23 protein-coding genes, 2 tRNA genes and 1 pseudogene are annotated in these 26,593 nt (G+C 58.7%); 22 read left to right on the plus strand and 4 right to left on the minus strand.

Going from position 1 to position 26,593, the window contains the following annotated elements; translation table 11 throughout:
• The first annotated feature begins 7 nt into the window (after positions 1-7).
• Both AAFM31_RS07400 and AAFM31_RS07405 read left to right on the plus strand, forming a co-directional pair.
• The gene (locus AAFM31_RS07400; RefSeq protein ID WP_341707278.1) at positions 8-442 is read left to right on the plus strand and encodes a type II toxin-antitoxin system RatA family toxin; all 435 of its coding nucleotides are present in this window, start codon (positions 8-10) and stop codon (positions 440-442) included.
• Entirely contained in the window at positions 435-752 is a 318-nt protein-coding gene (locus AAFM31_RS07405; protein WP_341707279.1) for an RnfH family protein, read from the plus strand. The genes AAFM31_RS07400 and AAFM31_RS07405 overlap by 8 nt, the downstream gene beginning before the upstream one ends.
• On the opposite strand, the pseudogene AAFM31_RS07410 reads toward AAFM31_RS07405, so the two are convergent.
• Positions 733-1,201 (minus strand): annotated as a pseudogene (locus tag AAFM31_RS07410) (outer membrane protein assembly factor BamE); the annotation flags it as partial. The gene AAFM31_RS07405 and the pseudogene AAFM31_RS07410 sit on opposite strands and share 20 nt — an antisense overlap.
• Positions 1,202-1,325: 124 nt before the next feature.
• Between AAFM31_RS07410 and fur the strand changes: the two are divergent.
• Entirely contained in the window at positions 1,326-1,733 is a 408-nt protein-coding gene (fur, locus tag AAFM31_RS07415) for a ferric iron uptake transcriptional regulator (protein ID WP_341707280.1), read from the plus strand.
• 57 nt (positions 1,734-1,790) lie between these two features.
• On the opposite strand, the gene recN is transcribed toward fur, so the two are convergent.
• Positions 1,791-3,464, minus strand: a complete 1,674-nt coding sequence (gene recN, locus AAFM31_RS07420; protein ID WP_341707281.1) for a DNA repair protein RecN — start codon at positions 3,462-3,464, stop codon at positions 1,791-1,793.
• Between the two features lie 230 nt (positions 3,465-3,694).
• On the opposite strand from recN, the gene grpE reads away from it, so the two are divergent.
• The 4 genes from grpE (at position 3,695) to dapB (ending at position 8,360) form a co-directional block, all read left to right on the plus strand.
• Positions 3,695-4,270, plus strand: coding sequence for a nucleotide exchange factor GrpE (grpE, locus tag AAFM31_RS07425; protein WP_341707282.1), 576 nt, complete (start codon positions 3,695-3,697; stop codon positions 4,268-4,270).
• A gap of 89 nt (positions 4,271-4,359) precedes the next feature.
• On the plus strand, positions 4,360-6,279 hold the full coding sequence (gene dnaK, locus AAFM31_RS07430; protein ID WP_341707283.1) for a molecular chaperone DnaK: 1,920 nt from the start codon (positions 4,360-4,362) through the stop codon (positions 6,277-6,279).
• 123 nt (positions 6,280-6,402) lie between these two features.
• A complete protein-coding gene (gene dnaJ / locus AAFM31_RS07435) occupies positions 6,403-7,539 on the plus strand; it encodes a molecular chaperone DnaJ (RefSeq protein WP_341707284.1) in 1,137 nt (378 codons plus the stop codon).
• Positions 7,540-7,553: 14 nt separating this feature from the next.
• Positions 7,554-8,360 carry a 4-hydroxy-tetrahydrodipicolinate reductase gene (dapB, locus tag AAFM31_RS07440; RefSeq protein WP_341707285.1) on the plus strand — a complete coding sequence of 269 codons (807 nt, stop codon included), beginning with the start codon at positions 7,554-7,556 and terminating at the stop codon, positions 8,358-8,360.
• A gap of 63 nt (positions 8,361-8,423) precedes the next feature.
• On the opposite strand, the gene AAFM31_RS07445 is transcribed toward dapB, so the two are convergent.
• A complete protein-coding gene (locus AAFM31_RS07445) occupies positions 8,424-9,200 on the minus strand; it encodes a hypothetical protein (RefSeq protein WP_341707286.1) in 777 nt (258 codons plus the stop codon).
• A 362-nt stretch (positions 9,201-9,562) separates the two neighbouring features.
• Between AAFM31_RS07445 and carA the strand changes: the two genes are divergently transcribed.
• From carA to AAFM31_RS07465, 4 genes are read left to right on the plus strand one after another with little or no spacing between them, the layout of a single operon-like run.
• Positions 9,563-10,699, plus strand: coding sequence for a glutamine-hydrolyzing carbamoyl-phosphate synthase small subunit (gene carA / locus AAFM31_RS07450; RefSeq protein WP_341707287.1), 1,137 nt, complete (start codon positions 9,563-9,565; stop codon positions 10,697-10,699).
• A gap of 32 nt (positions 10,700-10,731) precedes the next feature.
• A complete protein-coding gene (gene carB / locus AAFM31_RS07455; protein WP_341707288.1) occupies positions 10,732-13,947 on the plus strand; it encodes a carbamoyl-phosphate synthase large subunit in 3,216 nt (1,071 codons plus the stop codon).
• A 3-nt stretch (positions 13,948-13,950) separates the two neighbouring features.
• Complete coding sequence (gene greA, locus AAFM31_RS07460; protein ID WP_341707289.1) at positions 13,951-14,424, plus strand: transcription elongation factor GreA; 474 nt, start codon at positions 13,951-13,953, stop codon at positions 14,422-14,424.
• The gene (locus AAFM31_RS07465) at positions 14,421-14,849 is read left to right on the plus strand and encodes a DUF4149 domain-containing protein (RefSeq protein ID WP_341707290.1); all 429 of its coding nucleotides are present in this window, start codon (positions 14,421-14,423) and stop codon (positions 14,847-14,849) included. The genes greA and AAFM31_RS07465 overlap by 4 nt, the downstream gene beginning before the upstream one ends.
• 32 nt (positions 14,850-14,881) lie before the next feature.
• Here AAFM31_RS07465 and yhbY read toward each other — a convergent pair whose 3' ends face one another.
• Complete coding sequence (yhbY, locus tag AAFM31_RS07470) at positions 14,882-15,196, minus strand: ribosome assembly RNA-binding protein YhbY (RefSeq protein WP_341707291.1); 315 nt, start codon at positions 15,194-15,196, stop codon at positions 14,882-14,884.
• 77 nt (positions 15,197-15,273) lie between these two features.
• Between yhbY and rlmE the strand changes: the two genes are divergently transcribed.
• From rlmE to infB, 11 genes are all read left to right on the plus strand, one after another.
• Positions 15,274-15,903 (plus strand): 23S rRNA (uridine(2552)-2'-O)-methyltransferase RlmE, encoded by a 630-nt coding sequence (gene rlmE / locus AAFM31_RS07475; RefSeq protein WP_341707292.1) that lies wholly within the window; start codon positions 15,274-15,276, stop codon positions 15,901-15,903.
• 185 nt (positions 15,904-16,088) lie between these two features.
• Complete coding sequence (gene ftsH, locus AAFM31_RS07480) at positions 16,089-18,026, plus strand: ATP-dependent zinc metalloprotease FtsH (RefSeq protein WP_341707293.1); 1,938 nt, start codon at positions 16,089-16,091, stop codon at positions 18,024-18,026.
• Positions 18,027-18,033: 7 nt separating this feature from the next.
• Positions 18,034-18,891, plus strand: a complete 858-nt coding sequence (folP, locus tag AAFM31_RS07485) for a dihydropteroate synthase (RefSeq protein ID WP_341707294.1) — start codon at positions 18,034-18,036, stop codon at positions 18,889-18,891.
• Positions 18,892-18,917: 26 nt separating this feature from the next.
• A complete protein-coding gene (gene glmM / locus AAFM31_RS07490; RefSeq protein WP_341707295.1) occupies positions 18,918-20,261 on the plus strand; it encodes a phosphoglucosamine mutase in 1,344 nt (447 codons plus the stop codon).
• Positions 20,262-20,328: 67 nt separating this feature from the next.
• Complete coding sequence (gene tpiA / locus AAFM31_RS07495; protein ID WP_341707296.1) at positions 20,329-21,087, plus strand: triose-phosphate isomerase; 759 nt, start codon at positions 20,329-20,331, stop codon at positions 21,085-21,087.
• A complete protein-coding gene (gene secG / locus AAFM31_RS07500) occupies positions 21,087-21,482 on the plus strand; it encodes a preprotein translocase subunit SecG (RefSeq protein ID WP_341707297.1) in 396 nt (131 codons plus the stop codon). The genes tpiA and secG overlap by 1 nt, the downstream gene beginning before the upstream one ends.
• 27 nt (positions 21,483-21,509) lie before the next feature.
• A tRNA-Leu gene (locus AAFM31_RS07505) sits at positions 21,510-21,594 on the plus strand.
• 107 nt (positions 21,595-21,701) lie between these two features.
• A tRNA-Met gene (locus tag AAFM31_RS07510) sits at positions 21,702-21,778 on the plus strand.
• Between the two features lie 166 nt (positions 21,779-21,944).
• A complete protein-coding gene (gene rimP, locus AAFM31_RS07515; RefSeq protein WP_341707298.1) occupies positions 21,945-22,400 on the plus strand; it encodes a ribosome maturation factor RimP in 456 nt (151 codons plus the stop codon).
• A gap of 52 nt (positions 22,401-22,452) precedes the next feature.
• Positions 22,453-23,934, plus strand: coding sequence for a transcription termination factor NusA (gene nusA, locus AAFM31_RS07520; RefSeq protein ID WP_341707299.1), 1,482 nt, complete (start codon positions 22,453-22,455; stop codon positions 23,932-23,934).
• A gap of 62 nt (positions 23,935-23,996) precedes the next feature.
• Entirely contained in the window at positions 23,997-26,501 is a 2,505-nt protein-coding gene (gene infB / locus AAFM31_RS07525) for a translation initiation factor IF-2 (protein WP_341707300.1), read from the plus strand.
• The last annotated feature ends 92 nt before the right edge of the window (positions 26,502-26,593 follow it).

The raw sequence follows: 26,593 nt of genomic DNA on the forward strand, positions 1-26,593 counted from the left end.
AGATTGCATGACCCACATTCAGCGCTCGGCTCTGCTGCCCTATCCTGCGAGCCATCTGTACAACCTGGTTAACCGGGTGGAACGCTACCCGGAATTTTTGCCCTGGTGCTCCGGTGCTACCGTCCTGAGTGAAACGGATACCGAGATGTGTGCCCGTCTGGATATTGCCAAGGCTGGGATGAGTCAGGGTTTTACTACCCGTAATGAGCTGGTGCCGGGTGAACGCATCACGCTGCGTTTGGTTGACGGGCCGTTTAGTGATTTTCGTGGTGCTTGGGAGTTCAAGGCGCTTGGCGATACCGCCTGCAAGATCACGCTTGATCTGCACTTCGAGTATGCCGGTGCGTTGGTGAAGGCGACGTTGGGGCCGCTGTTCAATCAGGCGGCGAACGCGATGGTGGACGCATTCTGTCAGCGAGCCAAGGAGACCTGGGGTGGCTGAAAAGACAATGGTGGTGGAGGTAGCCTACGCCCTCCCACATAAGCAGAAGATCGTGACCCTGAACGTGCCGGAAGGCACCAGCATGCTCGATGCGGTGCGTCAGTCAGGCATGGATCAGCACTTTCCCGAATTGGATTTGAGTAATGTGCCGGTGGGGATTTTCGGCAAGGCTGTGCCAAAGCCTGAGGACAGAGTGTTGCAGCCGGGGGAGAGGGTGGAAATCTACCGGCCGCTGATTGCTGATCCGAAGGAAGTTCGCAAGCAGCGGGCTGCCAAAGCCAAGGCGGCAAAGTCGGAAGAGCAGGAGTAGTCGGGAGAGGTAAAGCAGGGGAAGCGCTTGCTGGCTTCCCCGGAGGGGGGGGCTTACTCGCCGGTGCCGAGCGGAGCACCAAGGTCAACCGGATAGGTTTCGACCGTGTCCGAACTCATGATCTGCTCGTCCTGGCTTTGACCCGGCATAAAGTCGCCGGACAGACCGACCAGACGATTGTCTTCGAAGCTCAGGCTGATGCGTTCCTGAACTCGGTCGTTGTGACCAGACTCCAGGCTATACAGGTAATCCCAGCGCTCGGGGTGGAATGTGTCCTGAATCAGCGGGGTGCCCATGATGTAGCGGACCTGGCGGGTGGTCATCCCTGGGCGCAGTTGGTCAACCATTTCCTGAGTGACGACGTTGCCTTGCTGGATGTCGATCTTGTAAATACCGGGGACGAAACCGCAGCCGCCGAGAAGACCGATAGAGACACTGCATAACAGCATGAAAAGGATTCGATTAAAGCTTTTTCGCGTCACGTGCTAACATCCGCTATCTTTGGAATGGCTGTAGTGCCCAGATCATACCCGACTCATCCCGCCCTGCGAAGCGCTGAACGAGAATAGTGACATGGTTGAAAATCAAGAACTCCGCAAAGCCGGCCTGAAGGTGACTCTGCCTCGGGTTAAGATCCTGCAAATGCTTGACGGTTCAAACGAGCGCCACATGAGCGCCGAGGACGTCTACAAGGCGCTGATGGAGGCTGGCGAGGATGTTGGCTTGGCCACTGTCTATCGCGTTTTAACCCAATTTGAAGCGGCAGGTCTGGTGGTGCGCCACAACTTCGATGGCGGTCACGCGGTATTTGAGCTGGCGGACGGTGAACACCATGATCACATGGTATGTGTCGACTCCGGCGAGGTTGTCGAGTTCTTTGATCCAGAGATCGAGCGCCGGCAGCGTGAGATCGTCAAGGAGCATGGCTTCGAGCTGGTAGACCACAATCTGGTGCTGTACGTGCGCAAGGCCAGTAAATAAGTAGGTTTGCGAGTTGTTGGAAAAACCGGGCTCAAGGCCCGGTTTTTTTGTGTCTGCTCAGTGGGTGGCGCTAAGCAGCTTACGGGCGTGAGCAAGTGACTCGTCTGTCAGGTCGACACCGCCGAGCATGCGAGCGACTTCTTGCACGCGGGCGCTTTCGTCCAACTGGTCGATACAGGTGCGCGTGCTGTTGCGTGTTTGTTGCTTGCGTACGAACAGGTGCTGATGGCCCTGCGCGGCGACCTGGGGCAGGTGCGTAACGGTCAGCACCTGGCCGCGAGCGCCGAGTTGCCGCAGCAGTTGGCCGACGATCTCGGCCGTTGGGCCGCCGATGCCGACATCCACCTCATCAAATACCAGCGTAGGGACGCGCGACGTCTGTGCAGTGATGACCTGAATGCCCAGGCTGATACGCGAAAGTTCGCCGCCAGACGCCACCTTGGCCAGCGGCTTGGCCGGCTGCCCGGGGTTGGCGCTGACCAGAAACTCAACGCTCTCCAGTCCGGTAACCGGGTAGCTGTCGGCATCCAGCGGCGTCAGCTGCAGCTCAATACGTCCGCCCGGCATGCCAAGACGCTGGATCTCTTGGGTAACGGCCTTGGCCAGTTTGGTTGCGCCCTTGCTGCGCTGCGCCGATAGCTTTTCGCTTAGTTGGCGATAGTGAGCCTGGTAGGCAATCAGTTCTTCCTGCAGACGCTCTGCGTCGGCAGCTTGCTGTTGCTGGCCTTCCAGCTCGTCGATCAGTTGCTGCTGCAGCGCGGGCAGCTCGTGCGGCTGGATGCGGTGCTTGCGTGCGAGGTCGAAGATTGCGCTGAGGCGCTCTTCGACGTATTGCTGACGCTCCGGGTCGGCCTCGAAGTGGTCAAGGTAGCGCGTCAGTTCGCCGACGGCTTCCTCGATTTGAATCTGTGCGCTGGCAAGCAAATCACTGGCTTCGCCCAGCTGTGTGCTGTGACTTTTGAATGCGTCGAGCCTGCTCAGGCTGGCGGTGAGGGCTTCCAAAACGCTGCCGGAGTCGTTTTCGCTGCAGATGTTGATGACCTGCTGGCAGGAATGCAGGATCTGGTCGGCGCTGGCGAGTTGGCGTTGCTCGGTTTCCAGTGCTTCGAGTTCGCCATCCTGCAAGCTGAGGTTATCGAGTTCGTCCAGTTGGTAGGTGAGCAGTTGCTGGCGCGCAGTTTGGTCCTCGCTCTGCTGACTGGCCTGTCGCAGGGCCTTTTCGGTTTGGCGGCAGCGCTGGGCAGCAAGTTGGACCTGGCGTGCCAGATCGCCGGCGCCGGCGTATTCGTCCAACAGTCGGCGGTGGGTATCGGTTTTCAGCAGTGATTGGTGTTCGTGCTGACTGTGGATGTCGATCAGCATCTCACCCAATGCGCGCAGGTCCTGCTGGGGACATGGGGCGCCGTTGATGTATCCGCGTGAGCGGCCTTCGGCGGTAATCACGCGCCGCAGGATGACTTGCTCGTCATCCTGCGCCAGGTCGCGCTCTTCGAGCCACTGGCGTGCTTCCGGGATATCGCGAATGTCAAAGGTGGCCAGGATGTCGGCCTTGTCTGAGCCGGGGCGCACGGCTCCGCTATCGGCACGGTCGCCCAGAGTCAGGGCGAGGGCGTCGAGCATGATCGATTTCCCGGCACCGGTTTCGCCGGTAATTACACTCATGCCGCCACTGAGTTCGAGCTCGAGGTTGTCGACGATCGCGTAGTTATTGACCGCGAGATGGACCAGCATGGCGCGCGCTCCTGGAAGAAAAATGTTCTGGTTGTTTATACAGTAGTTTGCTCGAGGGCGACAAGCCCCTCCTGTTCCTCGTGCATCGCTGTGCAAATTGACCCTTGAAGCCGTGTGGACAGTCCCCATATAGGTTGCCAGACGCGATCGGTTACGCCGGTCGTTCATTATTGACTGCGTGTACAGCGATTGCGCGCAAACACACGCCCAGCCTATTACAGGAGAAAGACATGGCAGAGGAACAGAGACCGGATCTGCAGGATCAGGACGACATGGTTGACCAGACCGTTGCGACTCCCGAGGGTGATCTTGCAGCGCGTGTAGCAAGTCTGGAAGAACAGCTGGCTACCGTCCAGGATCAGGCTCTGCGGGCTGCCGCTGACGTGCAGAATGCGCGTCGCCGGGCCGAGCAGGATGTGGAGAAGGCGCACAAGTTCGCGCTGGAGCGTTTTGCCAACGACCTGCTGCCGATTGTCGACAGCCTGGAGCGTGGCCTGGAGCTGTCCAGCGCCGATGATCCAGCGATCAAGCCGATGCGCGAGGGGATTGAGCTGACCTTGAAGATGTTTGCCGACACCCTGGCGCGGTTCCAGGTGGTGCCGGTGCTGCCCGAGGGCGAGCCCTTCAATCCTGAGTTGCATCAGGCTATGGCGATGGAAGAAAGCACCGCCGTTGAACCGAATACCGTACTCAAGGTGTTCCAGAAGGGCTACACCCTCAGCGGCCGTCTGCTGCGTCCGGCCATGGTAGTCGTCAGCAAGGCCCCGGCCGCTGGTGCGCCCCCCTCGATTGATGAGCAGGCTTGAAATTGATTTAGCAGCCCCCATCAAGGGCTCATGAACAGATAAACAGCGCCGCTGACCAATACGCGGCAGTCAGATTCGGAGAGAAACTTATGGGCAAGATTATCGGTATCGACCTGGGGACCACCAACTCCTGTGTCTCTATTCTGGAAAACGGTTCCGCCAAGGTGATCGAGAACGCTGAGGGTGGTCGTACCACTCCATCGATTGTCGCCTACACCAACGACGGTGAAACTCTGGTTGGCCAGTCGGCCAAGCGTCAGGCGGTTACCAACCCGCAGAATACCCTGTACGCGGTCAAGCGTCTGATCGGTCGTCGCTTTGAAGAAGACGTCGTTCAGAAAGACATCAAGCTGGTGCCGTACAAGATCGTCAAGGCCGACAATGGCGACGCTTGGGTTCAGGTAAATGACGAGAAAATGGCTCCGCCGCAGGTGTCTGCTGAAGTACTGAAGAAAATGAAGAAGACCGCCGAGGATTACCTTGGTGAGCCGGTTACCGAAGCGGTTATCACCGTTCCGGCCTACTTCAACGACAGTCAGCGTCAGGCCACCAAGGATGCTGGTCGCATCGCCGGTCTGGAGGTCAAGCGCATCATCAACGAGCCGACCGCAGCCGCACTGGCGTACGGCATGGACAAGGCGCGTGGCGACTCCACCATCGTTGTATACGATCTGGGTGGTGGTACCTTCGACGTCTCCGTGATCGAAATCGCCGAAGTGGACGGTGAGCATCAGTTCGAAGTGCTGGCCACCAATGGTGACACCTTCCTGGGTGGTGAAGATTTCGACATGCGTCTGATCGACTACCTGGCAGACGAGTTCAAGAAAGAGAACGGCGTTGATCTGCACAACGATCCGCTGGCGCTGCAGCGTCTGAAGGAGGCGGCAGAGAAGGCCAAGATCGAACTGTCTTCCAGCCAGCAGACCGACGTCAACCTGCCGTATATCACTGCAGACGCGTCCGGCCCGAAGCACCTGAACGTCAAGGTGACGCGTGCCAAGCTGGAATCGCTGGTTGAAGACCTGATCAAGCGCAGCATCGAGCCCTGCCGCATCGCGATGCAGGATGCCGGTCTGGATGTGTCTGACATCAACGACGTTATTCTGGTTGGTGGTCAGACCCGCATGCCGCTGGTGCAGAAGACCGTTGCCGAGTTCTTCAATAAGGAGCCGCGCAAGGACGTTAACCCGGACGAAGCGGTTGCCATTGGTGCGTCCATTCAGGGTGCTGTTCTGGCTGGTGACGTGAAAGACGTGCTGCTGCTGGACGTTACTCCGCTGTCGCTGGGTATTGAAACCATGGGCGGCGTGATGACTGCGCTGATCGAGAAGAACACCACCATCCCGACCAAGAAGTCGCAGGTGTTCTCCACTGCTGATGACAACCAGACGGCGGTGACCATTCACGTGCTGCAGGGTGAGCGCAAGCAGGCGTCGCAGAACAAGTCGCTGGGCCGTTTCGACCTGGCCGACATTCCGCCGGCGCAGCGTGGCGTGCCGCAGATCGAAGTCAGCTTTGATATCGATGCCAACGGTATTTTGAACGTGTCCGCCAAAGACAAGGCGACCGGCAAAGAGCAGTCCATCGTGATCAAGGCGTCCTCTGGTCTGTCGGATGACGAAATCGAGAAGATGGTGCGTGATGCCGAGGCTAACGCCGAGGAAGATCGCAAGTTCGAAGAGCTGGTGACCGTTCGTAACCAGGCGGATCAACTGGTTCACGCGACTCGCAAGACCCTGACTGAGGCTGGTGACAAGGCGACTGACGAAGAGAAGGCCGCCATTGAAACCGCGCTGACTGATCTGGAAGCGGCGATCAAGACCGGTGAAAAGGAAGAGATCGAAGCCAAGATCAATGCGCTGTCCGAAGCTTCCGGTCCGCTGGTGCAGAAAATGTACGCTGAGCAGGCGCAGGCAGGTCAGGCGGAGGGCGCGGCAGGTGCCGAGTCCGGTAACGATGCCGATGACGTGGTCGATGCCGAGTTCGAAGAGGTCAAGGACAACAAGTAAGTCTTTGATGAACCGGGCCTGACGGTGTGCTGAGCGCACCGTCAGGCCACTCTGCCTGGCAACGCGGGAGCTTCTCCCGCGTTGCCGTTTGTGCCGAGTGTCTCTCTGAGGGAAATCGAACACATGTCCAAGCGTGATTATTACGAAGTGCTGGGTGTCGAAAAAGGCGCCAGCGAGGCCGAGCTGAAGAAGGCCTATCGCCGTCTGGCGATGAAGTTTCATCCGGATCGCAATCCGGATGACGAGAATGCAGAAGAGAAGTTCAAGGAAGCAACCGAAGCCTACGAAGTGCTGACCGACGCTAACAAGCGGGCAGCCTACGACCAATACGGTCACGCCGGTGTTGACCCGAACATGGGTGGCGGTGCGGGCGGCTTCGGCGGTGGAGCCAACTTCTCCGATATCTTTGGCGATGTATTTGGTGACATCTTTGGTGGCGGCGGTGGCCGCGGTCGTTCCAGTGTGCAGCGCGGCAGTGACCTGCGCTACACCCTGGAGCTGGATCTGGAAGAGGCGGTACGCGGCACCACGGTAACTATTCGGGTGCCGACGTTGGTTGGCTGTGAGACCTGTGATGGCAGCGGTGCGAAGAAAGGCACCACGCCGACGACCTGTACTACCTGTGGTGGTCACGGTCAGGTGCGTATGCAGCAGGGTTTCTTCTCGGTGCAGCAGACCTGCCCGCGTTGTCACGGTACCGGCAAGATGATCACCGACCCGTGCAAAGACTGTCACGGCAATGGTCGCGTCGAGAAGCAGAAGAATCTGTCGGTCAAGGTGCCTGCAGGCGTCGACACCGGCGACCGGATTCGTCTGGCTGGCGAGGGCGAAGCGGGGGTCAATGGCGGGCCGGCGGGCGACCTGTATGTCGTCGTATCGGTGCGTGAGCACAAAATTTTCGAGCGTGACGGCAAGAATCTGTATTGCGAAGTGCCGATCAGTTTTGTTGATGCGGCGCTGGGCGGTGAGCTTGAAGTGCCGACGCTGGATGGCCGGGTCAAATTGAAGATTCCGGAAGGCGCGCAAACCGGCAAGTTGTTCCGTCTGCGCGGCAAGGGCGTGACGCCGGTGCGCGGTGGGTCGCCGGGCGATCTGTTGTGCCGTGTTGTGGTTGAGACGCCGGTGAATCTGACCAAGCGGCAGCGTGAATTGCTGGAAGAGTTGCGCCAGACGCTCGAGGAAGAGGGTTCCAGTCAGTCGCCGCGGGCCAAGAGCTGGTTTGATGGTGTAAAAAATTTCTTTGAAGACATGAAGTTCTGAGTCGGAGACGCGACATGAGACGGATTGCGGTAATTGGTGCTGCCGGGCGCATGGGTAAGACACTGATCGAGGCCATCGGGCAGGTTGACGGTGCGGCGCTGACGGCGGCTATCGAGCGTCCTGACAGTTCGCTGGTGGGTGCTGATGCGGGTGAGTTGGCGGGTGTCGGTCGGCTTGGCGTTGCCATCAGTGGCGACCTTAAGCAGGTGGCTGATGACTTTGACGTGCTGATCGACTTCACGCACCCCACCACCACTCTGGTCAATCTGCAGATCTGTCGTGATGCTGGCAAGGCCATGGTCATCGGTACAACGGGTTTTTCCGAAGAGGAAAAGGCTCTGTTGGCTGAGGCGGGCAAGCAGATACCTGTCGTTTTTGCGCCTAATTTCAGTGTCGGCGTCAACCTCTGCCTCAAGCTGCTGGATATGGCTGCCCGAGTCATGGGGGATGAGGCTGATATCGAAGTGATTGAGGCGCATCACCGTCACAAGGTTGATGCACCGTCCGGAACGGCGCTGCGTATGGGCGAGGTTGTGGCTGATGCGCTGGGGCGCAATCTGGCTGAGGTCGCTGTCTATGGTCGTGAGGGGCAGACTGGTGCACGTGATCCGAAAACCATTGGTTTTGCCACTGTGCGTGCTGGCGATGTGGTCGGAGATCATACCGTGCTGTTTGCAACCGAGGGCGAGCGGGTAGAGATTACCCATAAGGCGTCCAGTCGGATGACTTTCGCCAAGGGGGCTGTGCGTTCAGCTATGTGGCTCGATGGTCGCGGCGCGGGTCTGTTTGATATGCAGGATGTTCTGGGCTTCAAAGGCTAGATATCTGGGTAATACCCACAAAAAAGGGTGGCCAATCGGCCACCCTTTTTTGTGGGCGTGGCATCAGTTGGTGCTGACGCTGGCCTCCGCGAGGTTCGCTTGCTCACGGGACAGGTCGTCCAGCGTCTGGGTATTTTTGGTCAGGTAGAACGCGGCGATAGTAGGTACCCAGTCGGCGTGGTGATTGATCAGGCGCGGCTGGATGAAACTGTACTGCTTATCGAGTCGGGCAAAGGTGTCAGTGTGCTCTGGCATCAATTGCTTGAGTTTGGCTGAGCCTTCGCTGATGCGGATGTCCAGTTCATCAAACAGTCCCTCGCGTGCCGGCAGGAAGTAGACGCCGACGGAGCTGAACATGTTGTTCTCGTATAGCAGGAGGATGCGGCTAGTCTCGATGCTTTGGCGCTGCAGGGCGACCAGGTTCTCTGGGCTGCCGGCGACTTCTGCTTCGTACAGTTCGGCTGCGGCGTTTTCCAGCTTGCCGTGGGCCATCATGATGCGGTTGACGGTGGCGAGGCTGTAATACTCCTCACCTTGCGGCATGGCCTCTAGTTCGCGAACCAGTTTAACGAAGTCGTTGTAGAGGGTGCGCAGATCGCCCGGGTTGTTCATTTGCCGCAGAAGGGCATCCATTTGCTGCAGTGCGGTGTTATAGGTTTCGCGGTTGCCGGGCTCGCGAACGCGCTCGTACAGGTTGTTGTCGATCAGCAGGTAGGTGCTGGCCTTGAAGGCTTCGCTGCGGAATTCGTGCAGTTGTTGCAGGCGCTGTGGGTCTGCATAAGCTAGCGAGGCGATGAGCAGCAGTGGCAGCACCAGCAGGCGTTTGAAGAGCGTTGGCATGGTGAGAATCCCCGGGTCCTTTGATCTTGTTCTTGTGTTTTCCGAGGCCTGGGAGGCGCTCGGTCTGACGGTCTGTGCCGTCTGCTGCGGGCTCCTGCCCGTCGGTGTTCAACGGCTGTTGTAACACAGAGTTGTTAGAGTTTGAAGAGATTGACCGGTAGAAGAGGTGGGTGCCGCTGGGTGGGGTGGGGCGGTCTCGGTGTGGATATTTTGACCTCAAGTGGTTAAACTATTGCGCTAATCTGTCTATTCAGCGCGTATCTGACAATGCCTTTGCAAGCGGGATGTTGTGTTCAGCACTACATTCCCGCTTTTGTGCAGCCCGCGTTTAGTGAAATGTGTCAGTTCTTTCGGAGGTTTTCTTGTCCAAGCCAGCCATTCTCGCACTCGCCGACGGCAGCATTTTCCGCGGTGAGTCCATCGGCGCCGACGGTTCCAGCGTCGGCGAGGTCGTGTTCAATACGGCCATGACCGGTTATCAGGAGATCCTTACCGATCCCTCCTATGCGCGTCAAATCGTGACGCTGACCTACCCCCACATCGGCAACACCGGCGTGACCCCTGAGGACGTTGAGTCTGATGCGGTTCAGGCAGCTGGTCTGGTCATTCGTGACTTGCCGCTGCTGGCGAGCAACTGGCGCTGCAAGCAGTCGCTGGATGAATATCTACGTGAAAACAATATTGTCGCCATCGCTGGCATTGATACCCGTCGCCTGACGCGTATTTTGCGCGAAAAAGGCTCACAGAACGGCTGCCTGCTGGCGGGTGATGATATCTCTGAAGAGACGGCGCTGGAATTGGCGCGCGCATTCCCGGGCCTCAAGGGCATGGACCTGGCCAAGGAAGTCTCGGTCAAGGAAAGCTACCAGTGGCGTTCCAGTGTCTGGAATCTGGAAACCGACAGTCATCCTGAGCTGACGGATGCCGAGCTGCCGTATCACGTTGTCGCCTTCGACTATGGCGTGAAGTACAACATCCTGCGCATGCTGGTCGCTCGCGGCTGCCGCTTGACCGTTGTCCCGGCGCAGACCCCTGCTGCGGATGTGCTGGCGCTGAACCCGGATGGCGTGTTCCTGTCCAACGGCCCGGGCGACCCCGAACCGTGCGACTACGCCATTGCCGCGATTAAGGAAATTCTGGAAACCGATATTCCGGTCTTCGGCATTTGCCTGGGTCACCAGCTACTGGCTCTGGCCTCCGGTGCCAAGACGGTGAAGATGGGGCATGGTCACCACGGTGCCAACCACCCGGTTCAGGATCTGGACACTGGCGTGGTGATGATCACCAGCCAGAACCACGGTTTCGCGGTTGACGAAACTAGCCTGCCGGCCACTCTGCGTCCGACCCACAAGTCGCTGTTTGACGGCACCTTGCAAGGTATCGAGCGCACCGACAAGGCGGCGTTCAGCTTCCAGGGGCACCCTGAGGCGAGCCCGGGTCCGCACGATGTGGCACCGCTGTTCGACCGTTTCATCGACGCTATGAAAAAACGCGCCTGAACCCCGGTACACCCTAGGATTTGTAAACGACTATGCCAAAACGTACAGACATTAAAAGCATTCTGATCCTCGGCGCCGGCCCTATCGTGATTGGCCAGGCCTGCGAGTTCGACTACTCCGGTGCCCAAGCCTGTAAGGCCCTGAAGGAAGAAGGCTTCCGCGTCATTCTGGTCAACTCCAACCCGGCGACCATCATGACCGATCCGGCCATGGCCGATGCGACCTATATCGAGCCGATCAAGTGGCAGACCGTTGCCAAGATCATCGAGAAAGAGCGCCCGGACGCACTGCTGCCGACCATGGGTGGTCAAACCGCGCTGAACTGCGCGCTGGATCTGGAGAAGCACGGCGTACTGGAGCAGTACGGTGTGGAAATGATCGGTGCGAACGCCGATACCATCGACAAGGCCGAGGATCGCTCGCGCTTCGACAAGGCGATGAAGGCCATCGGTCTGGAGTGTCCGCGCTCCGGTATCGCGCACACCATGGCCGAGGCTTATGGCGTTCTCGATCAGGTTGGCTTCCCGTGCATCATTCGTCCGTCGTTCACCATGGGCGGCACTGGCGGTGGTATCGCCTACAACCGTGAAGAGTTCGAAGAGATCTGCAATCGCGGTCTGGATCTGTCGCCGACTAACGAACTGCTGATCGACGAGTCGCTGATCGGCTGGAAAGAGTACGAGATGGAGGTCGTCCGCGATAAGAAGGACAACTGCATCATCGTCTGCTCGATCGAAAACTTCGACCCGATGGGCGTTCACACCGGTGACTCCATCACTGTCGCGCCGGCCCAGACGCTGACCGACAAGGAATACCAGATCATGCGTAACGCCTCGCTGGCGGTACTGCGTGAGATCGGCGTCGAGACTGGCGGCTCGAACGTGCAGTTCGGTATCTGCCCGGACACCGGCCGTATGGTCGTTATCGAAATGAACCCGCGGGTGTCGCGTTCTTCCGCTCTGGCATCCAAGGCTACCGGCTTCCCGATCGCCAAGATCGCGGCCAAGCTGGCTGTCGGCTACACGCTGGACGAGCTGCAGAACGACATCACCGGTGGTCGTACGCCGGCGTCCTTTGAGCCGTCGATCGACTACGTGGTTACCAAGATTCCGCGTTTTGCCTTTGAAAAGTTCCCGAATGCCGATGCGCGTCTGACGACTCAGATGAAGTCGGTGGGCGAGGTAATGGCTATTGGTCGCACCTTCCAGGAGTCCGTGCAGAAAGCGTTGCGCGGCCTGGAGGTCGGCGTCTGTGGTTTCGATCCTAAGGTCGACCCGGCGGACGGCGATGTGATGACCGAGCTGACCCGCGAGCTGACTGTTCCGGGTGCGGACCGCATCTGGTACGTGGCTGATGCATTCCGCGCTGGCATGACCCTGCAGCAGGTGTTTGATCTGACCAAGATCGATACCTGGTTCCTGGTTCAGATCGAGGATCTGATCAAGGAAGAAGAAAAGGTCAAGACGCTGGGCCTGGCTGACATCGACTACAACCTGATGTTCCGCCTCAAGCGCAAGGGTTTCTCCGACCTGCGCCTGTCGCAGCTGCTGGCTGTCAGCGAGAAGAGCCTGCGCCGCCATCGCCACAAGTTGAACGTGCTGCCGGTCTACAAGCGCGTTGATACCTGCGCGGCTGAGTTTGCGACCGATACGGCTTACATGTACTCAACCTATGAGGAAGAGTGCGAGTCGAATCCGTCCAGTCGTGACAAGATCATGGTGCTGGGTGGTGGTCCGAACCGCATTGGTCAGGGCATCGAATTTGACTACTGCTGCGTCCACGCCGCGCTGGCGATGCGTGAAGATGGTTACGAAACCATCATGGTCAACTGCAACCCGGAAACCGTTTCCACCGACTACGACACCTCCGATCGTCTGTATTTCGAGCCGGTAACGCTGGAGGATGTACTCGAGATCGTTCGCGTTGAGCAGCCCAAGGGCGTGATCGTGCAGTATGGCGGCCAGACTCCGCTGAAACTGGCGCGCGCGCTGGAAGAGGCCGGTGTGCCGATTATCGGTACCAGTCCGGAAGCGATTGACCGCGCCGAAGACCGTGAGCGTTTCCAGCAGATGGTTGAGCGCCTGGCTCTGCGTCAGCCGCCGAATGCGACTGCGCGCAGCGAAGACGAAGCGCTGGCGCTGTCCAAGCGTATCGGTTACCCGCTGGTGGTGCGTCCGTCCTACGTTCTGGGCGGTCGGGCGATGGAAATCGTCTACCAGGAAGAAGAACTCAAGCGCTACATGCGCGAAGCGGTCAAGGTGTCCAACGACAGCCCGGTGCTGCTGGATCACTTCCTCAACTGCGCTATCGAAGTTGATATCGACGCAGTCTCCGACGGCAAGGACGTGGTGATCGGTGCGATCATGCAGCACATTGAGCAGGCCGGTGTGCACTCCGGTGACTCCGCTTGCTCGCTGCCGCCCTACTCGCTGCCTGCGCACATTCAGGATGACATCCGTGAGCAGGTACGCAAGATGGCGCTGGAGCTCGGCGTTGTCGGTCTGATGAACGTGCAGATGGCGGTGCAGGGCGAGACCATCTACGTGATTGAGGTCAACCCGCGCGCCTCACGTACCGTGCCGTTCGTATCCAAGTGCATTGGTCAGTCGCTGGCCAAGATTGCTGCCCGTGTCATGGCTGGCAAGACGCTGCAGGAGGTTGGCTTTACCGAAGAGGTGGTGCCGCCGTACTTCAGCGTCAAGGAAGCGGTATTCCCGTTCGCCAAGTTCCCGGGCGTTGATCCGATCCTTGGCCCTGAAATGAAGTCCACCGGTGAAGTCATGGGTGTGGGTGACAGCTTTGGTGAGGCCTTCGCCAAGTCCCAGCTGGGCTCTGGCGAAGTGCTACCAACCAGCGGAACCGTGTTCATCAGTGTGCGTGAAGATGACAAGCCGTTTGCGGTTGACGTTGTTCGCGATCTGATTGAGCTGGGCTTCGAAGTGGTTGCTACCGCAGGTACCGCCAAGGTGCTGGAGGCAGCCAACCTGCCGGTTCGCCGCGTGAACAAGGTGACCGAAGGGCGTCCGCATATCGTCGACATGATCAAGAACGACGAGATTGACCTGGTGATCAACACCACCGAAGGCCGTCAGTCGATCGCAGACTCCTATTCCATTCGCCGTAATGCGCTGCAGCACAAGGTTTACTCGACCACCACATTGGCAGGTGGCGAGGCAGTCTGCACCGCACTGAAATTTGGTCCGGAGCGCGCCGTGCGCCGTCTCCAGGATCTGCACAAAGGTATCTGATCCATGAAGTACCCAATGACCAAACAGGGCGCGGAAGCCCTCGAAGTCGAACTAAAGCACCTGAAGAGTGAGCTGCGTCCGCAGATCACTCAGGCTATCGCCGAAGCGCGTGAACTGGGTGACCTGAAGGAAAACGCCGAATACCATGCTGCTCGCGAGCAGCAAGGTATGGTGGAGGCGCGGATTCGTGATATCGAAGGCCGTCTCTCCAATGCCCAGGTGATCGATGTTACGACTATTCCGCATACCGGTAAGGTGATCTTTGGCACCACGGTCACCATTGCCAACGTCGAGACCGACGAGGAAGTGGTGTATCAGATCGTCGGTGACGACGAAGCCGACATCAAGCTGCGCAAGCTCTCGGTCAATTCGCCCATCGCCCGTGCCCTGATCGGCAAGGAAGAAGGCGAGATCGTCGCGGTGAAAACGCCGGGTGGTGTGGTTGAGTACGAGATCGTCGAGGTTCAGCACCTGTGACACCGGCAGCTGTCGGTAGCGGCCGTCGAGACGGCGGTCGCGTGGTCTGGCAGCTATTGCTGACCCTCTGGGTCGGCTCGGTCTGGAGTCTGCACTTCGTGTTTCTGCCGGCGCTGGAGCAATCCGGGCTGGCGCCGTTGTTGGTTGATGACGCTGCGGCGACCTTGCGTCCTGCAGTGCTGGGGATCAGCGCGGTGGCGGTTCTGGTGCAACTGGTGATGCTGGCGCTGCGTGTGCGTGCCAAGGTCTGGCAGGATGTGCGGGCGCAAGTCATGGCGTTGGCGCTGGCGGCTGTGGCGGCATTCTTCCTGTTCAGAGAGGCCGGCAACCTGCTGTTGATGTTGGTTTGCTATCTGGTGGTGGCATTCGCCGGGTTGGTGCTGGCCGTGCAGCCGCGACCGGACGAGTCGGCAGCGCAGGAGTAGGGCAAACGGGGCCGAATGGCCCCGTTGCTTTTTTAGAAGCCCTGAAAGCGCTTCAGGTTGGACAGGTTTGCGTTCGGCTTCTTGGCACGGCGCAGCAGGATGGCCATCTTGCCGATCACTTGCACGAGCTCGGCGCCAGTCTGGCTGCAGGCCTCGGCGATCAGTGCCTGTTTGGCATCGCGGTCGCTGACCGTTACTCTGATTTTGATCAGTTCGTGGTCGTTCAGCGCGCGGTCCAGTTCGGCCAGAACGCCTTCGCTGACACCCTGTTCGCTGATGATGACGATCGGCTTCAGATGATGGCCGATGCGCTTAAGGTCTTTTTTCTGTGCGGAGCTGAGCGCCATAATGTTCCGTATGAAGATTCAATGAGTGTTGATGCACTAGTTTAACCGGCGGCGTGGTCCGCTGCACGAGGTATTCCGTGGCACAGTCCAAGACAAGCAAGCGTTGGCTCAAAGAGCATTTCGACGATCAGTTCGTAAAGCAGGCCCAGAAAGACGGCTACCGCTCGCGCGCAAGCTATAAACTGCTGGAAATTCAGGAGCGTGATCGCATCCTGAGGCCGGGCATGACCGTGCTGGACCTCGGTGCAGCTCCAGGTGGCTGGTCGCAGGTCGCCTCTCGTCTGATTGGTGAAAAGGGGCGAATCATTGCATCCGACATCCTGGCCATGGACAGCATCCCTGATGTGACGTTCATCAAAGGGGACTTCACTGAGGATGCCGTATTCGAATCAATCCTGGCTGCCATCGGTGACACCCAAGTGGACCTTGTTATTTCAGATATGGCCCCCAATATGAGTGGAACGCCTGCGGTTGATCAGCCGCGGGCCATGTATCTGTGCGAGCTGGCGCTCGACATGGCGGGGCGCGTACTTCGTCCCGGTGGTGATTTTTTGATCAAGGTTTTCCACGGTGAAGGCTTTGATGATTATTTCCGCGAGATGCGTGGACAGTTTGACAAGCTGGTGACACGCAAGCCCGATGCGTCGCGTGGTCGGTCGCGTGAGACCTATCTGCTGGCCCGTGGTTACAAGGGTGGCGAGGGTTGAGGCGGCGGCTTTGTGCCGGAACTGGTGCTTGCTGTAGTGGTCAGTGAGGCTGGTGTTACATAGGGGGTTACACTGAAGCCAATGCCGAGGTGGCCTAAACTGGTGTAATGTTGGCAAATGGTTAAAAGACTCAGCAAGGCGCCCGCGGTCGTGCGGCGGGGCAAGAGGGTAGCGAATTGAACGACATGGCGAAGAACCTCATCCTGTGGTTGATCATTGCCGCGGTACTGGTCACGGTGATGAATAACTTCAGCAAGACCAGCGAACCGGATACGCTGAATTATTCACGGTTTCTGGAGCTGGTGGAGAATCGCCAGGTCGAGCGCGTGACGGTGGATGGTTACATCATCACCGGTCGCGAACGCAGCGGTGAAACCTTCAAGACTGTGCGTCCGGCGATTCAGGATAACGGCCTGATCGGTGACCTGCTCGACAATGACGTGATCATTGAGGGCAAGCAGCCCGAGCAGCAGAGCATCTGGACTCAGTTGCTGATCGCCAGCTTCCCGATACTTATCATCATTGCCATCTTTATGTTCTTCATGCGCCAGATGCAGGGCGGTGGCGGTGGCCGCGGTGGCCCGATGAGCTTTGGCAAGAGCAAGGCGCGCATGCTGTCTGAGGACCAGGTGAAGACGACCTTCGCCGACGTGGCAGGTTGCGACGAGGCGAAGGAAGACGTGCAGGAGCTGGTTGAGTTCCTGCGTGACCCGGGTAAGTTTCAGCGTCTGGGTGGGCATATTCCCCGCGGTGTGCTGATGGTTGGTCAGCCGGGTACCGGTAAAACGTTGCTGGCCAAGGCTGTTGCTGGCGAGGCCAAGGTGCCGTTCTTTACCATCTCCGGTTCCGACTTCGTGGAGATGTTCGTTGGCGTCGGTGCCTCTCGCGTGCGAGACATGTTCGAGCAGGCCAAGAAGCACGCGCCCTGCATCATCTTTATCGACGAAATCGATGCCGTCGGTCGTCATCGTGGCTCCGGAATGGGCGGCGGTCACGACGAGCGTGAGCAGACCCTGAACCAATTGCTGGTTGAGATGGATGGCTTTGAGCCGAACGACGGCATCATCGTGATCGCTGCGACCAACCGCCCTGACGTGCTTGATCCTGCGCTGCTGCGCCCCGGTCGCTTTGACCGTCAGGTGGTGGTCGGCCTGCCGGATATCCGCGGCCGCGAGCAGATTCTTAAGGTTCATATGCGCAAGGTGCCGCTCGGCGAGGACGTGAATCCGTCGCTCATCGCGCGCGGCACGCCCGGCTTCTCCGGTGCGGACCTGGCGAACCTGGTCAACGAAGCGTCGCTTTTTGCCGCTCGTGCCAACAAGCGTTTGGTCGAGATGAACGAGTTCGAGATGGCCAAGGACAAGATCATGATGGGCGCTGAGCGCAAGTCGATGGTTATGTCTGATAAGGAAAAATTGAACACGGCTTACCACGAGTCCGGGCATGCCATTGTCGGGCGTCTGGTGCCTGAGCACGATCCGGTTTACAAGGTCACCATCATCCCGCGCGGTCGCGCGCTGGGTGTGACCATGTTTCTGCCTGAGGAGGATCGTTACAGTCTCTCCAAGCGTGCGTTGACCAGTCAGATCTGCTCGCTGTTTGGTGGTCGTATCGCTGAGGAAATGACCCTCGGTTTTGATGGGGTGACGACGGGTGCGTCCAACGACATCATGCGCGCAACCCAGTTGGCCAAGAACATGGTCACCAAGTGGGGCCTGTCCGAAAAACTGGGGCCGCTGTTGTACGCTGAGGATGAGGATCAGGGTTTCCTTGGTCGCTCCAGTGGCGGCGGGCTGGCCGGTGTGTCTGGCGAAACGGCCAAGCAGATTGACGAAGAAGTACGCCGCATTATCGATGAGAGCTATGCCACTGCGCGCCGCCTGCTCGAGGAAAACCGCGACAAGCTGGATATGATGGCGGAGGCGTTGATGAAGTATGAAACCATCGACACTCAGCAGATTGATGACATCATGGCTGGCCGTGTACCTCGCGAGCCGAAAGACTGGCAGGGCGATGATAAGTCTGGTCCCGGCGCTGTTGTGACGCCGGACGAGACAGAAGCCGGTTCGGCTGATGGTTCCAAGGGTTCAGGCCCGATCGGTGGACCTGCCGGGGAGCACTGAGGCCCGCATGTTCTCTGACAGCAAAAGCTCCCGTTTGCCATGTGGCATTCGGGAGCTTGATCTTTCCCATACCCGAATTATGGGTATTCTCAATGTCACGCCGGATTCCTTTTCCGATGGTGGTCGCTACAACCGCCTGGACGCGGCCTTGCAGCACGTCGAGCAAATGGTCGCGGCAGGTGCTGCGCTGATCGACGTTGGTGGCGAGTCGACACGCCCTGGTGCCGAGCCTGTCTCCACAGATGAGGAATTGCAGCGAGTGGTGCCTGTGGTCGAGGCGATTGTCGCGCGATTCGACGTTGTTGTTTCGGTAGATACCAGTACGCCGGCCGTGATGACCGAATCAGCGGCAGCTGGCGCTGGCCTGATCAATGATGTTCGGGCGCTTGAGCGACCGGGTGCGCTGGAAGCCGCTCGTGCGACCGGTTTGCCCGTCTGTCTTATGCATCGCCAGGGGGAGCCCGATACGATGCAGCTCGCGCCTCGTTACGCCAGTGTGCTTGATGAGGTGAATGCATACTTACAAGCGCGCGTTGAGGCATGCGAAGCGGTGGGTTTAGCGCGTGAAAGGGTTATTCTTGATCCCGGTTTTGGCTTTGGCAAAACCCTGGAACACAATCTTCAGTTGTTTGCCCATTTGCGCGACTTGCGCCCGGCGGGGTTGCCGGTGCTTGTGGGTGTCTCGCGTAAAAGTATGATCGGACAGGCGCTGGATCGTCCTGTAGATCAGCGTCTTTACGGTAGTCTTGCTCTGGCCGCGCTGGCGGTTGAGGCGGGTGCCGCCATATTGCGAGTGCATGACGTCGCCGAGACGGCGGACGTGGTGCGCATGGTGGAGGCGGTCGCCCGCGCTCGCCAGTCATAATAATTTCAAGCAGCAGAGTTCAGTTCATGGAAAAGCGCTACTTTGGCACCGATGGAATCCGTGGGCGTGTTGGCAGTGCGCCAATTACGCCTGAGTTTATGCTCAAGCTTGGCTGGGCGGTCGGAACCGCATTCCGTCATCACGGTAGCTGTCGGGTGATCATTGGCAAAGATACGCGTATTTCGGGATATATGTTCGAGTCCGCGCTGGAAGCCGGGCTTTCTGCTGCAGGTGCGCACGTACAGCTGCTTGGCCCAATGCCTACGCCGGCTATCGCGTATCTCACGCGTACCTTCATGGCTGATGTCGGTATCGTGATCAGCGCCTCGCACAACCCCTTCTACGACAATGGCATCAAGTTCTTTTCGTCGGTTGGCAGCAAGCTGCCCGATAGTTTGGAACTGGAAATCGAGCGCCTGGTCGATGAGCCGATGTCGGTCGTCGATTCGGCTCAGCTGGGCAAGGTCTCGCGTGTCGAGGATGCCTCCGGGCGCTACATCGAGTTCTGCAAGAGCAGTGTGCCGACCAGCACCAGCTTCAAGGGGCTGAAACTCGTGCTTGATTGTGCGCATGGCGCTACTTACAAGGTAGCGCCTAGCGTGTTCCGGGAGTTGGGTGCAGAGGTCAAGGTAATCGGTGCCAGCCCTGACGGCCTCAATATCAATGAGGGTGTCGGTTCGACGCATATGGCGGCGCTGAGCAAGGCTGTCCTGGAGTTTGGTGCCGATCTCGGGATCGCCTTTGACGGTGACGGCGATCGCGTGCTGATGGTCGATCATGCGGGTAATGAGGTTGATGGCGATGAGTTGCTGTATATCATCGCGTTGGATCTGCATGAGCGTGGGCTGTTGCAGGGCGGGGTTGCCGGTACTCTGATGACCAATCTGGGGCTGGAACTGGCAATGAAACAGCGCGAGATTCCATTTGTGCGCGCCAACGTCGGTGATCGCTACGTGATGGCCGAGCTGCGCGAGCGCGGCTGGGTTGTTGGTGGTGAGTCTTCTGGCCACATCGTTTGCCTGCATCACACCTCTACTGGCGATGGCATTATTGCTGCGCTTCAGGTGCTCAAGGCGCTGCAGCGCAGCGGCAAGACGCTGGCCGAGGTCTGCTCTGGCATGCAGAAGTGTCCGCAAAAGCTAATTAATGTCCGTTACGCTCCGGGCGCGTTGTCGCCGCTGGAGCAGCCAGCTGTGCGTCAGGCCGTTGCCGAAGCTGAGGCTCGGCTTGGAGATGCGGGGCGCGTCTTGTTGCGATTATCTGGAACCGAGCCGCTGGTGCGAGTGATGGTCGAAGGTCAGGATGCGGCTCAGGTTGAGCATGAAGCGGCTGCCTTGGCTGAAGTTGTTACGCAGATATTAAACGGATGAAAAAGGCGGTTGTGTCCCTGATACAACTTGGTTAAGATTGGCGCCCGCTTGGGTAGAGAGGTTTGGCATGCGACGTCCGCTAGTTGCCGGCAACTGGAAAATGCACGGTTCACGGCAGTCTGTAGATGCCTTGCTGAAAGGTCTGGTCGACCAGGAGTGGCCTGAAGGGGTTGAGCTGATGATCGCTCCCCCGGCGCTGTACATCGATCGCTGTATCGAGCAGTTGCAAGGGTCGGCTCTGGAAGTTGGTGGTCAAACATGCGCGGCCCAGGCTGAGCCGGGCGCACTGACTGGCGAGATTTCTCCCGCTCAGCTGCGAGATGCCGGTTGTGCTTACGTGCTGGTTGGTCACTCTGAGCGCCGCACGCTGTTTGGTGAGTCTGACGACGTTGTGTGTCGTAAATTCGCAGCAGCCTTGGCGTGTGGTTTGCGTCCTGTTCTGTGTGTGGGTGAGAGCCAGGCGGAGCGCGATGCGGGTCAAACCGCCGAAGTTGTTGGGCGGCAGTTGCAGGTAATTCTTGATGCCTTTGGTGTTGGTGGTCTGGCCGAAGGTGTAGTGGCGTATGAGCCTGTATGGGCTATCGGCACGGGCTTGACGGCGACACCTGAGCAAGCCCAGGATGTGCACGCGATGATTCGGGCGCGGCTGGCCATGTTGGATGATGAGCAGGCGCAAGAAGTTCGCATCGTGTACGGCGGTAGTGTGAAGGCAGAGAATGCCGAGGCGCTGTTCGCAATGCCGGATATCGATGGGGGGCTCATTGGTGGAGCCTCTCTGAACGCAGAAGAGTTTGGTGCGATCGCTCGCGCCGCTGGACGAGTGTAATGATTGAGACCGTGATTGTAGTGCTGCACCTGCTGGTTGCCATTGGCGTAGTAGGTCTGGTGCTGATGCAGCAAGGCAAGGGCGCAGAAACTGGCGCTTCCTTTGGCTCCGGCGCTTCTGCGACCGTGTTCGGCAGTCAGGGCTCTGGTACTTTTTTGAGTCGCGTAACTGCGATTCTGGCGACTGTCTTCTTCCTGACGTCGCTGGGTCTGGCGTACTACGCCAGCCACAAGGCTGATGCAGCAGTTGAGGCGGGTCTTCCGGCTCCTGCTCTGCAGGTCGAGCAGCAGGCTCCGGCCCTGATCGACGAAGACGTTCCGGTTCTGGAGCAGGATATTGCTCCGACAGATGTGCCGGAAACGCTCGGTGAAGAGGTTCCGCCGGCGGCTGAGTAAGCTTCTGGTTTTGGCGGTAAACGTTTTGCGGAAGTGGTGGAATTGGTAGACACGCTATCTTGAGGGGGTAGTGCCTTAGGGTGTATGGGTTCGAGTCCCATCTTCCGCACCATCTACAGGGGTCTGAATACTCAGGCCCCTGTTTCTTTTTCAGGGGTGAATGAGTGTGCCGGTTGTCTTGTTGGCTCGGCAGACGTATAATTCACGCCCTAGATTCGACGCGGGGTGGAGCAGTCTGGTAGCTCGTCGGGCTCATAACCCGAAGGTCGTAGGTTCAAATCCTGCCCCCGCAACCAGTATCAAAGGCCCCTTTTAAGGGGCTTTTTGTTAGGTTTCTGCTGCAGTTTTATATTTGTAGGCTGCGGTGTTAACGGTCTCTGGGCTTCGCTATTGCGAAGCGGCCAGACTCACGATGGGCTTAAGGCCCATTTTTTATTCATGCGGCAAATATAGGCGGTGAGCGTGTCCGGCAAAGTGACTGAGTTGGAGACCCTGCTGGTCCCGGTCGTCGAGGCATTGGGGTATACCTGCTGGGGTATTGAGTATCTGTCCCAGGGGAAACACACCCTGCTGCGCGTATATATCGACCATCCCGAGGGCGTCAGCGTGGATGCTTGTGCCGCCGTCAGCCGTCAAGCCAGCGCGGTGCTGGATGTCGAGGATCCGATTTCTGGTGACTATACCCTGGAGGTTTCTTCCCCGGGCATGGATCGTCCGCTGTTTACCCTGCAGCAATATGCTGACAGCACCGGTGAACAAGCAAAGATTAAGCTGCGCACCCCATTTGACGGGCGCCGCAATTTTCAGGGTGTGATTCGCGGAGTGGAGGGTGATGAGGTCATCCTGCAAGTAGGCGAACACGAGTACCTACTGCCTATCGACTCGATCGACAAGGGCAATATCATTCCGCGTTTTTGAACAAATTTTGGGCTGTATAAGCCCCAATGGACGGCGTTAGGCGAGGCATACGATGAGCAAAGAAGTGTTGCTGGTTGTGGAATCCGTTTCCAACGAAAAGGGTGTTCCACCCGGGGTAATCTTTGAAGCGCTTGAGCTGGCACTGGCAACGGCGACCAAGAAGCGTTACGAAGACGAAGTAGATCTACGCGTGTCGATCAATCGGCACACCGGTGACTATGAAACCTACCGTCGTTGGGCGGTTGTTGCCGACGAGAACTTCGACGACCCGGCCATCCAGCTGACCTTGGATCAGGCGCAGGAGCGCGATGCTGATCTTAAGATTGGCGACGAAGTCGAAGAAAAGATCGAGTCGGTCGAATTCGGTCGTATCGCTGCGCAGATCGCCAAACAGGTTATCGTTCAGAAGGTCCGTGAAGCCGAGCGCGCTCAGGTTGTTGATGCTTACCGTGATCGTCTGGGCGAGATTATCAGCGGCACCGTCAAGAAAGTTACCCGTGACAACGTTATCGTTGACCTGGGTAACAATGCCGAGGCTGTACTGCCGCGCGAAGAAATGATCCCGCGTGAAACCTTCCGTACCGGTACTCGCATCCGCGCGCTGCTGAAGGATATTCGCACCGAAAATCGCGGTCCGCAGCTGGTTATGTCGCGCGCTTGCCCGGAAATGATCATCGAGCTGTTCCGCATTGAAGTGCCGGAAATCGCGGAAGAACTGATTGAGGTCATGGGTGCTGCGCGTGATCCGGGCTCTCGCGCCAAGATTGCCGTTCGCTCCAAGGACAAGCGCATCGACCCACAAGGTGCCTGTATCGGTATGCGCGGTTCGCGCGTCCAGGCCGTATCCGGCGAGCTGGGCGGTGAGCGCGTTGATATCGTCCTGTGGGACGACAACCTGGCCCAGTTCGTGATCAACGCGATGGCGCCGGCAGAAGTAGCATCCATCATTCTGGATGAAGATACTCAGACCATTGATCTGGCGGTTGCTGAAGACAACCTTGCTCAGGCCATTGGTCGTAACGGTCAAAACGTGCGTCTGGCCAGCCAACTGACCGGCTGGACTCTGAACGTAATGACCGAAGACGACATTCGCGCCAAGCAGGAAGCCGAGACCGGCGACGTGCTGCGTAACTTCGTTGACGAGCTGGATGTCGATGAGGAAGTGGCGCAGATGTTGGTAGAGGAAGGTTTCACCACGCTGGAAGAAGTTGCCTACGTGCCGATGGAGGAGTTGCTCGAGATTGATGGCTTCGATGAAGACATCGTCAACGAGCTGCGCGCGCGCGCCAAGGACCGTCTGCTGACCAAGGCGATCGCCAACGAGGAGAAGCTTGAAGAAGCACAGCCGGCTGACGACCTGCTGAATATGGATGGTATGGATCGTGCGCTGGCCTTCCAGCTCGCGGCTAACGGCATCCTGACAATGGAAGATCTGGCCGAGCAGTCCGTGGACGACCTGCTCGACATCGACGGTATCGATGAAGAGCGTGCTGCGGCTTTGATCATGGCAGCCCGCGCCCCCTGGTTTGAATAACCGGTCGGAATCGACGAGATCCCCCTGCGGTGACGCACGGACCCGACTGAGGAGAGAAGTGAATGGCGGAAGTGACGGTCAAACAATTGGCTGACGAAGTAGGTACTCCGGTAGAGCGCCTGCTGCAACAGATGCAGGAAGCGGGATTACCGCAAACAGGTCCTGCCCAAGCGGTCAGCGATGACGAAAAGCAGGCCCTGCTGGCGTTTCTGAAAAACGCCCATGGCGACTCCGGCTCCGAGCCGCGCAAGATTACCCTCAAGCGCAAGACGGTTAGCACCCTGAAGGTTGCTGGCAGCAAGACAGTTAACGTCGAAGTGCGCAAGAAGCGCACGTACGTCAAGCGCGAACCAGCCGATCTGGAAGCCGAACGCCAGCGCGAGCTGGAGCAGCTGCGTGCCGCTGAAGAAGCGCGTCAACAAGCTGCAGAGGCCGAGGCCAAGCGTCAGGCTGAAGAGGCTGCTCGCCTGGAAGCTGAGGCGCAAGCCAAGCGTCAGGCTGAGGCGGCTGCCGCTGCCAAGCAGCCGGAAGTCGCTGCTGTAGAGGTCGCGCCAGCACCCCAGCCGACCGAGGCTGCGCAGGCTGCTGCGGAGCACCACAAAAAGAAAGAAGAAAGCCGTCGCAAGGCGCGCGAGGAAGAAGAAGAGCGCGGCCGCAAGCGTGCGGGCGGTCATGGCGGCAAGGACAAGGCGCGTCACGCGCCGCGTATCTCTGTCGACGAAGAGGCCGAGAACCGTCGCCGTGGTGGCGGTGGCAAGCTGAAAGCCGGTAAGAAGCGCAATCAGCATGGCTTTGAGAAGCCCACTGGCCCGGTCGTCCGCGAAGTGGTTATTGGCGAGACCATCACTGTGGCCGAGTTGGCGCAGAAGATGTCGGTCAAGGCCGCGGAAGTCATCAAGTACATGTTCAAGAACGGCACCATGGTGACTATCAACCAGGTGCTGGATCAGGATACTGCGTCCATCGTAGCCGAAGACATGGGCCACAAGGTCAAGCAGGTTCGCGAGAGCGACCTGGAAGACAAGCTGGTCGAGTCGCTGGCCCACGAAGGTGAAGAAGTCAGTCGCGCCCCGGTTGTTACCGTCATGGGTCACGTTGACCACGGTAAGACGTCGCTGCTCGACTACATTCGTCGCGCCAAGGTTGCATCTGGCGAGGCCGGCGGTATTACCCAGCACATCGGTGCCTACCACGTTGAAACCGACCGCGGCATGGTTACCTTCCTGGATACCCCTGGCCACGCGGCGTTTACTGCGATGCGCGCCCGCGGTGCCAAGGCGACCGATATCGTGATTCTGGTTGTCGCCGCAGACGACGGCGTTATGCCGCAGACCGAGGAAGCGATTCAGCACGCCAAGGCTGCCGGTGTACCGGTTGTTGTCGCGATCAACAAGATGGATAAAGAAGACGCTGATCCGGATCGCATCAAGAACGATCTGGCTGCCCGCGAAGTGATTCCGGAAGAATGGGGTGGCGACACCATGTTCGTCCCGGTTTCCGCCAAGGCAGGTACCGGCATCGAAGAGTTGCTCGAAGCGGTTCTGCTGCAGGCCGAAGTTCTTGAGCTGAAGGCGCAGCCGTCTGCTCCAGGTCGTGGTGTAGTTGTTGAGTCTCGTCTCGACAAGGGCCGTGGTCCGGTTGCAACGGTACTCGTTCAGAACGGCACTCTGCGTCAGGGTGATGTAGTGCTGGCTGGTGTCAACTACGGCCGTGTCCGTGCGATGCTCGATGAGAACGGCAAGCCGATCAAGGAAGCCGGTCCGTCCATTCCGGTCGAGATCCTCGGCCTCGATGGCACGCCGGATGCGGGTGACGAGCTCAACGTCGTTGTCGACGAGAAGAAGGCCCGTGAAGTGGCGCTGTTCCGTCAGGGCAAGTTCCGCGAGATCAAGTTGGCGCGTCAGCACTCGGCCAAGCTGGAAAACATGTTCGAAAGCATGGGCCAGGACGAGAAGAAGACCCTCAACGTCGTGCTCAAGGCAGACGTTCGTGGCTCGCTGGAAGCACTGCAGGGCTCACTGGTCGACCTCGGCAACGAGGAAGTTCAGGTCAAGATCGTTTCCGGTGGTGTCGGTGGTATTACCGAGACCGACGCGAACCTTGCACTGGCTTCCAACGCGGTGATCTTCGGCTTTAACGTGCGTGCCGACGCTGCCGCCCGCAAGATTATCGAGACCGAAGGTTTGGATCTGCGCTACTACAGCGTCATCTACGAGATCATTGATGACGTCAAGAAGGCGCTGTCCGGTATGCTCGGCAGCGATGTGCGCGAGCAGATCCTGGGTGTTGCCGAAGTACGCGATGTGTTCCGCTCGCCGAAATTCGGCGCGGTGGCTGGCTGTATGGTCATCGAAGGTACTGTGCATCGCAACCGCCCGATTCGCGTTCTGCGCGAAGACGTTGTTATCTACGAAGGCGAGCTGGAGTCCCTGCGTCGCTTCAAGGACGACGTTGGCGAAGTGCGTAATGGCATGGAGTGCGGTATCGGCGTCAAGAACTACAATGACGTCCGCGCAGGTGACCGTATCGAGGTCTTCGAGCGTGTTCAGGTACAACGCAGTCTGTAACAGCACAGCGGCGGGCTTTCGTTCCGCCGCCTGACATTCGCGACAAACTCCGGTCTGCCTGGCAGCCCGGAGTTTGTTGCTTGAGATGGTTA

It is taken from the genome of Halopseudomonas sp., assembly GCF_038130085.1.
In the GTDB taxonomy this organism is placed as follows: domain Bacteria; phylum Pseudomonadota; class Gammaproteobacteria; order Pseudomonadales; family Pseudomonadaceae; genus Halopseudomonas.

Coding starts and splice junctions, on each gene's coding strand:
- glmM (WP_341707295.1), top strand. CDS start 18,918: ATGGAAAAGCGCTACTTTGGCACCGATGGAATCCGTGGGCGTGTTGGC.
- folP (WP_341707294.1), top strand. CDS start 18,034: ATGTTCTCTGACAGCAAAAGCTCCCGTTTGCCATGTGGCATTCGGGAG.
- AAFM31_RS07445 (WP_341707286.1), bottom strand. CDS start 9,200: ATGCCAACGCTCTTCAAACGCCTGCTGGTGCTGCCACTGCTGCTCATC.
- fur (WP_341707280.1), top strand. CDS start 1,326: ATGGTTGAAAATCAAGAACTCCGCAAAGCCGGCCTGAAGGTGACTCTG.
- dnaJ (WP_341707284.1), top strand. CDS start 6,403: ATGTCCAAGCGTGATTATTACGAAGTGCTGGGTGTCGAAAAAGGCGCC.
- carB (WP_341707288.1), top strand. CDS start 10,732: ATGCCAAAACGTACAGACATTAAAAGCATTCTGATCCTCGGCGCCGGC.
- grpE (WP_341707282.1), top strand. CDS start 3,695: ATGGCAGAGGAACAGAGACCGGATCTGCAGGATCAGGACGACATGGTT.
- tpiA (WP_341707296.1), top strand. CDS start 20,329: ATGCGACGTCCGCTAGTTGCCGGCAACTGGAAAATGCACGGTTCACGG.
- dapB (WP_341707285.1), top strand. CDS start 7,554: ATGAGACGGATTGCGGTAATTGGTGCTGCCGGGCGCATGGGTAAGACA.
- recN (WP_341707281.1), bottom strand. CDS start 3,464: ATGCTGGTCCATCTCGCGGTCAATAACTACGCGATCGTCGACAACCTC.
- AAFM31_RS07400 (WP_341707278.1), top strand. CDS start 8: ATGACCCACATTCAGCGCTCGGCTCTGCTGCCCTATCCTGCGAGCCAT.
- greA (WP_341707289.1), top strand. CDS start 13,951: ATGAAGTACCCAATGACCAAACAGGGCGCGGAAGCCCTCGAAGTCGAA.
- nusA (WP_341707299.1), top strand. CDS start 22,453: ATGAGCAAAGAAGTGTTGCTGGTTGTGGAATCCGTTTCCAACGAAAAG.
- infB (WP_341707300.1), top strand. CDS start 23,997: ATGGCGGAAGTGACGGTCAAACAATTGGCTGACGAAGTAGGTACTCCG.
- yhbY (WP_341707291.1), bottom strand. CDS start 15,196: ATGGCGCTCAGCTCCGCACAGAAAAAAGACCTTAAGCGCATCGGCCAT.
- dnaK (WP_341707283.1), top strand. CDS start 4,360: ATGGGCAAGATTATCGGTATCGACCTGGGGACCACCAACTCCTGTGTC.
- secG (WP_341707297.1), top strand. CDS start 21,087: ATGATTGAGACCGTGATTGTAGTGCTGCACCTGCTGGTTGCCATTGGC.
- ftsH (WP_341707293.1), top strand. CDS start 16,089: ATGGCGAAGAACCTCATCCTGTGGTTGATCATTGCCGCGGTACTGGTC.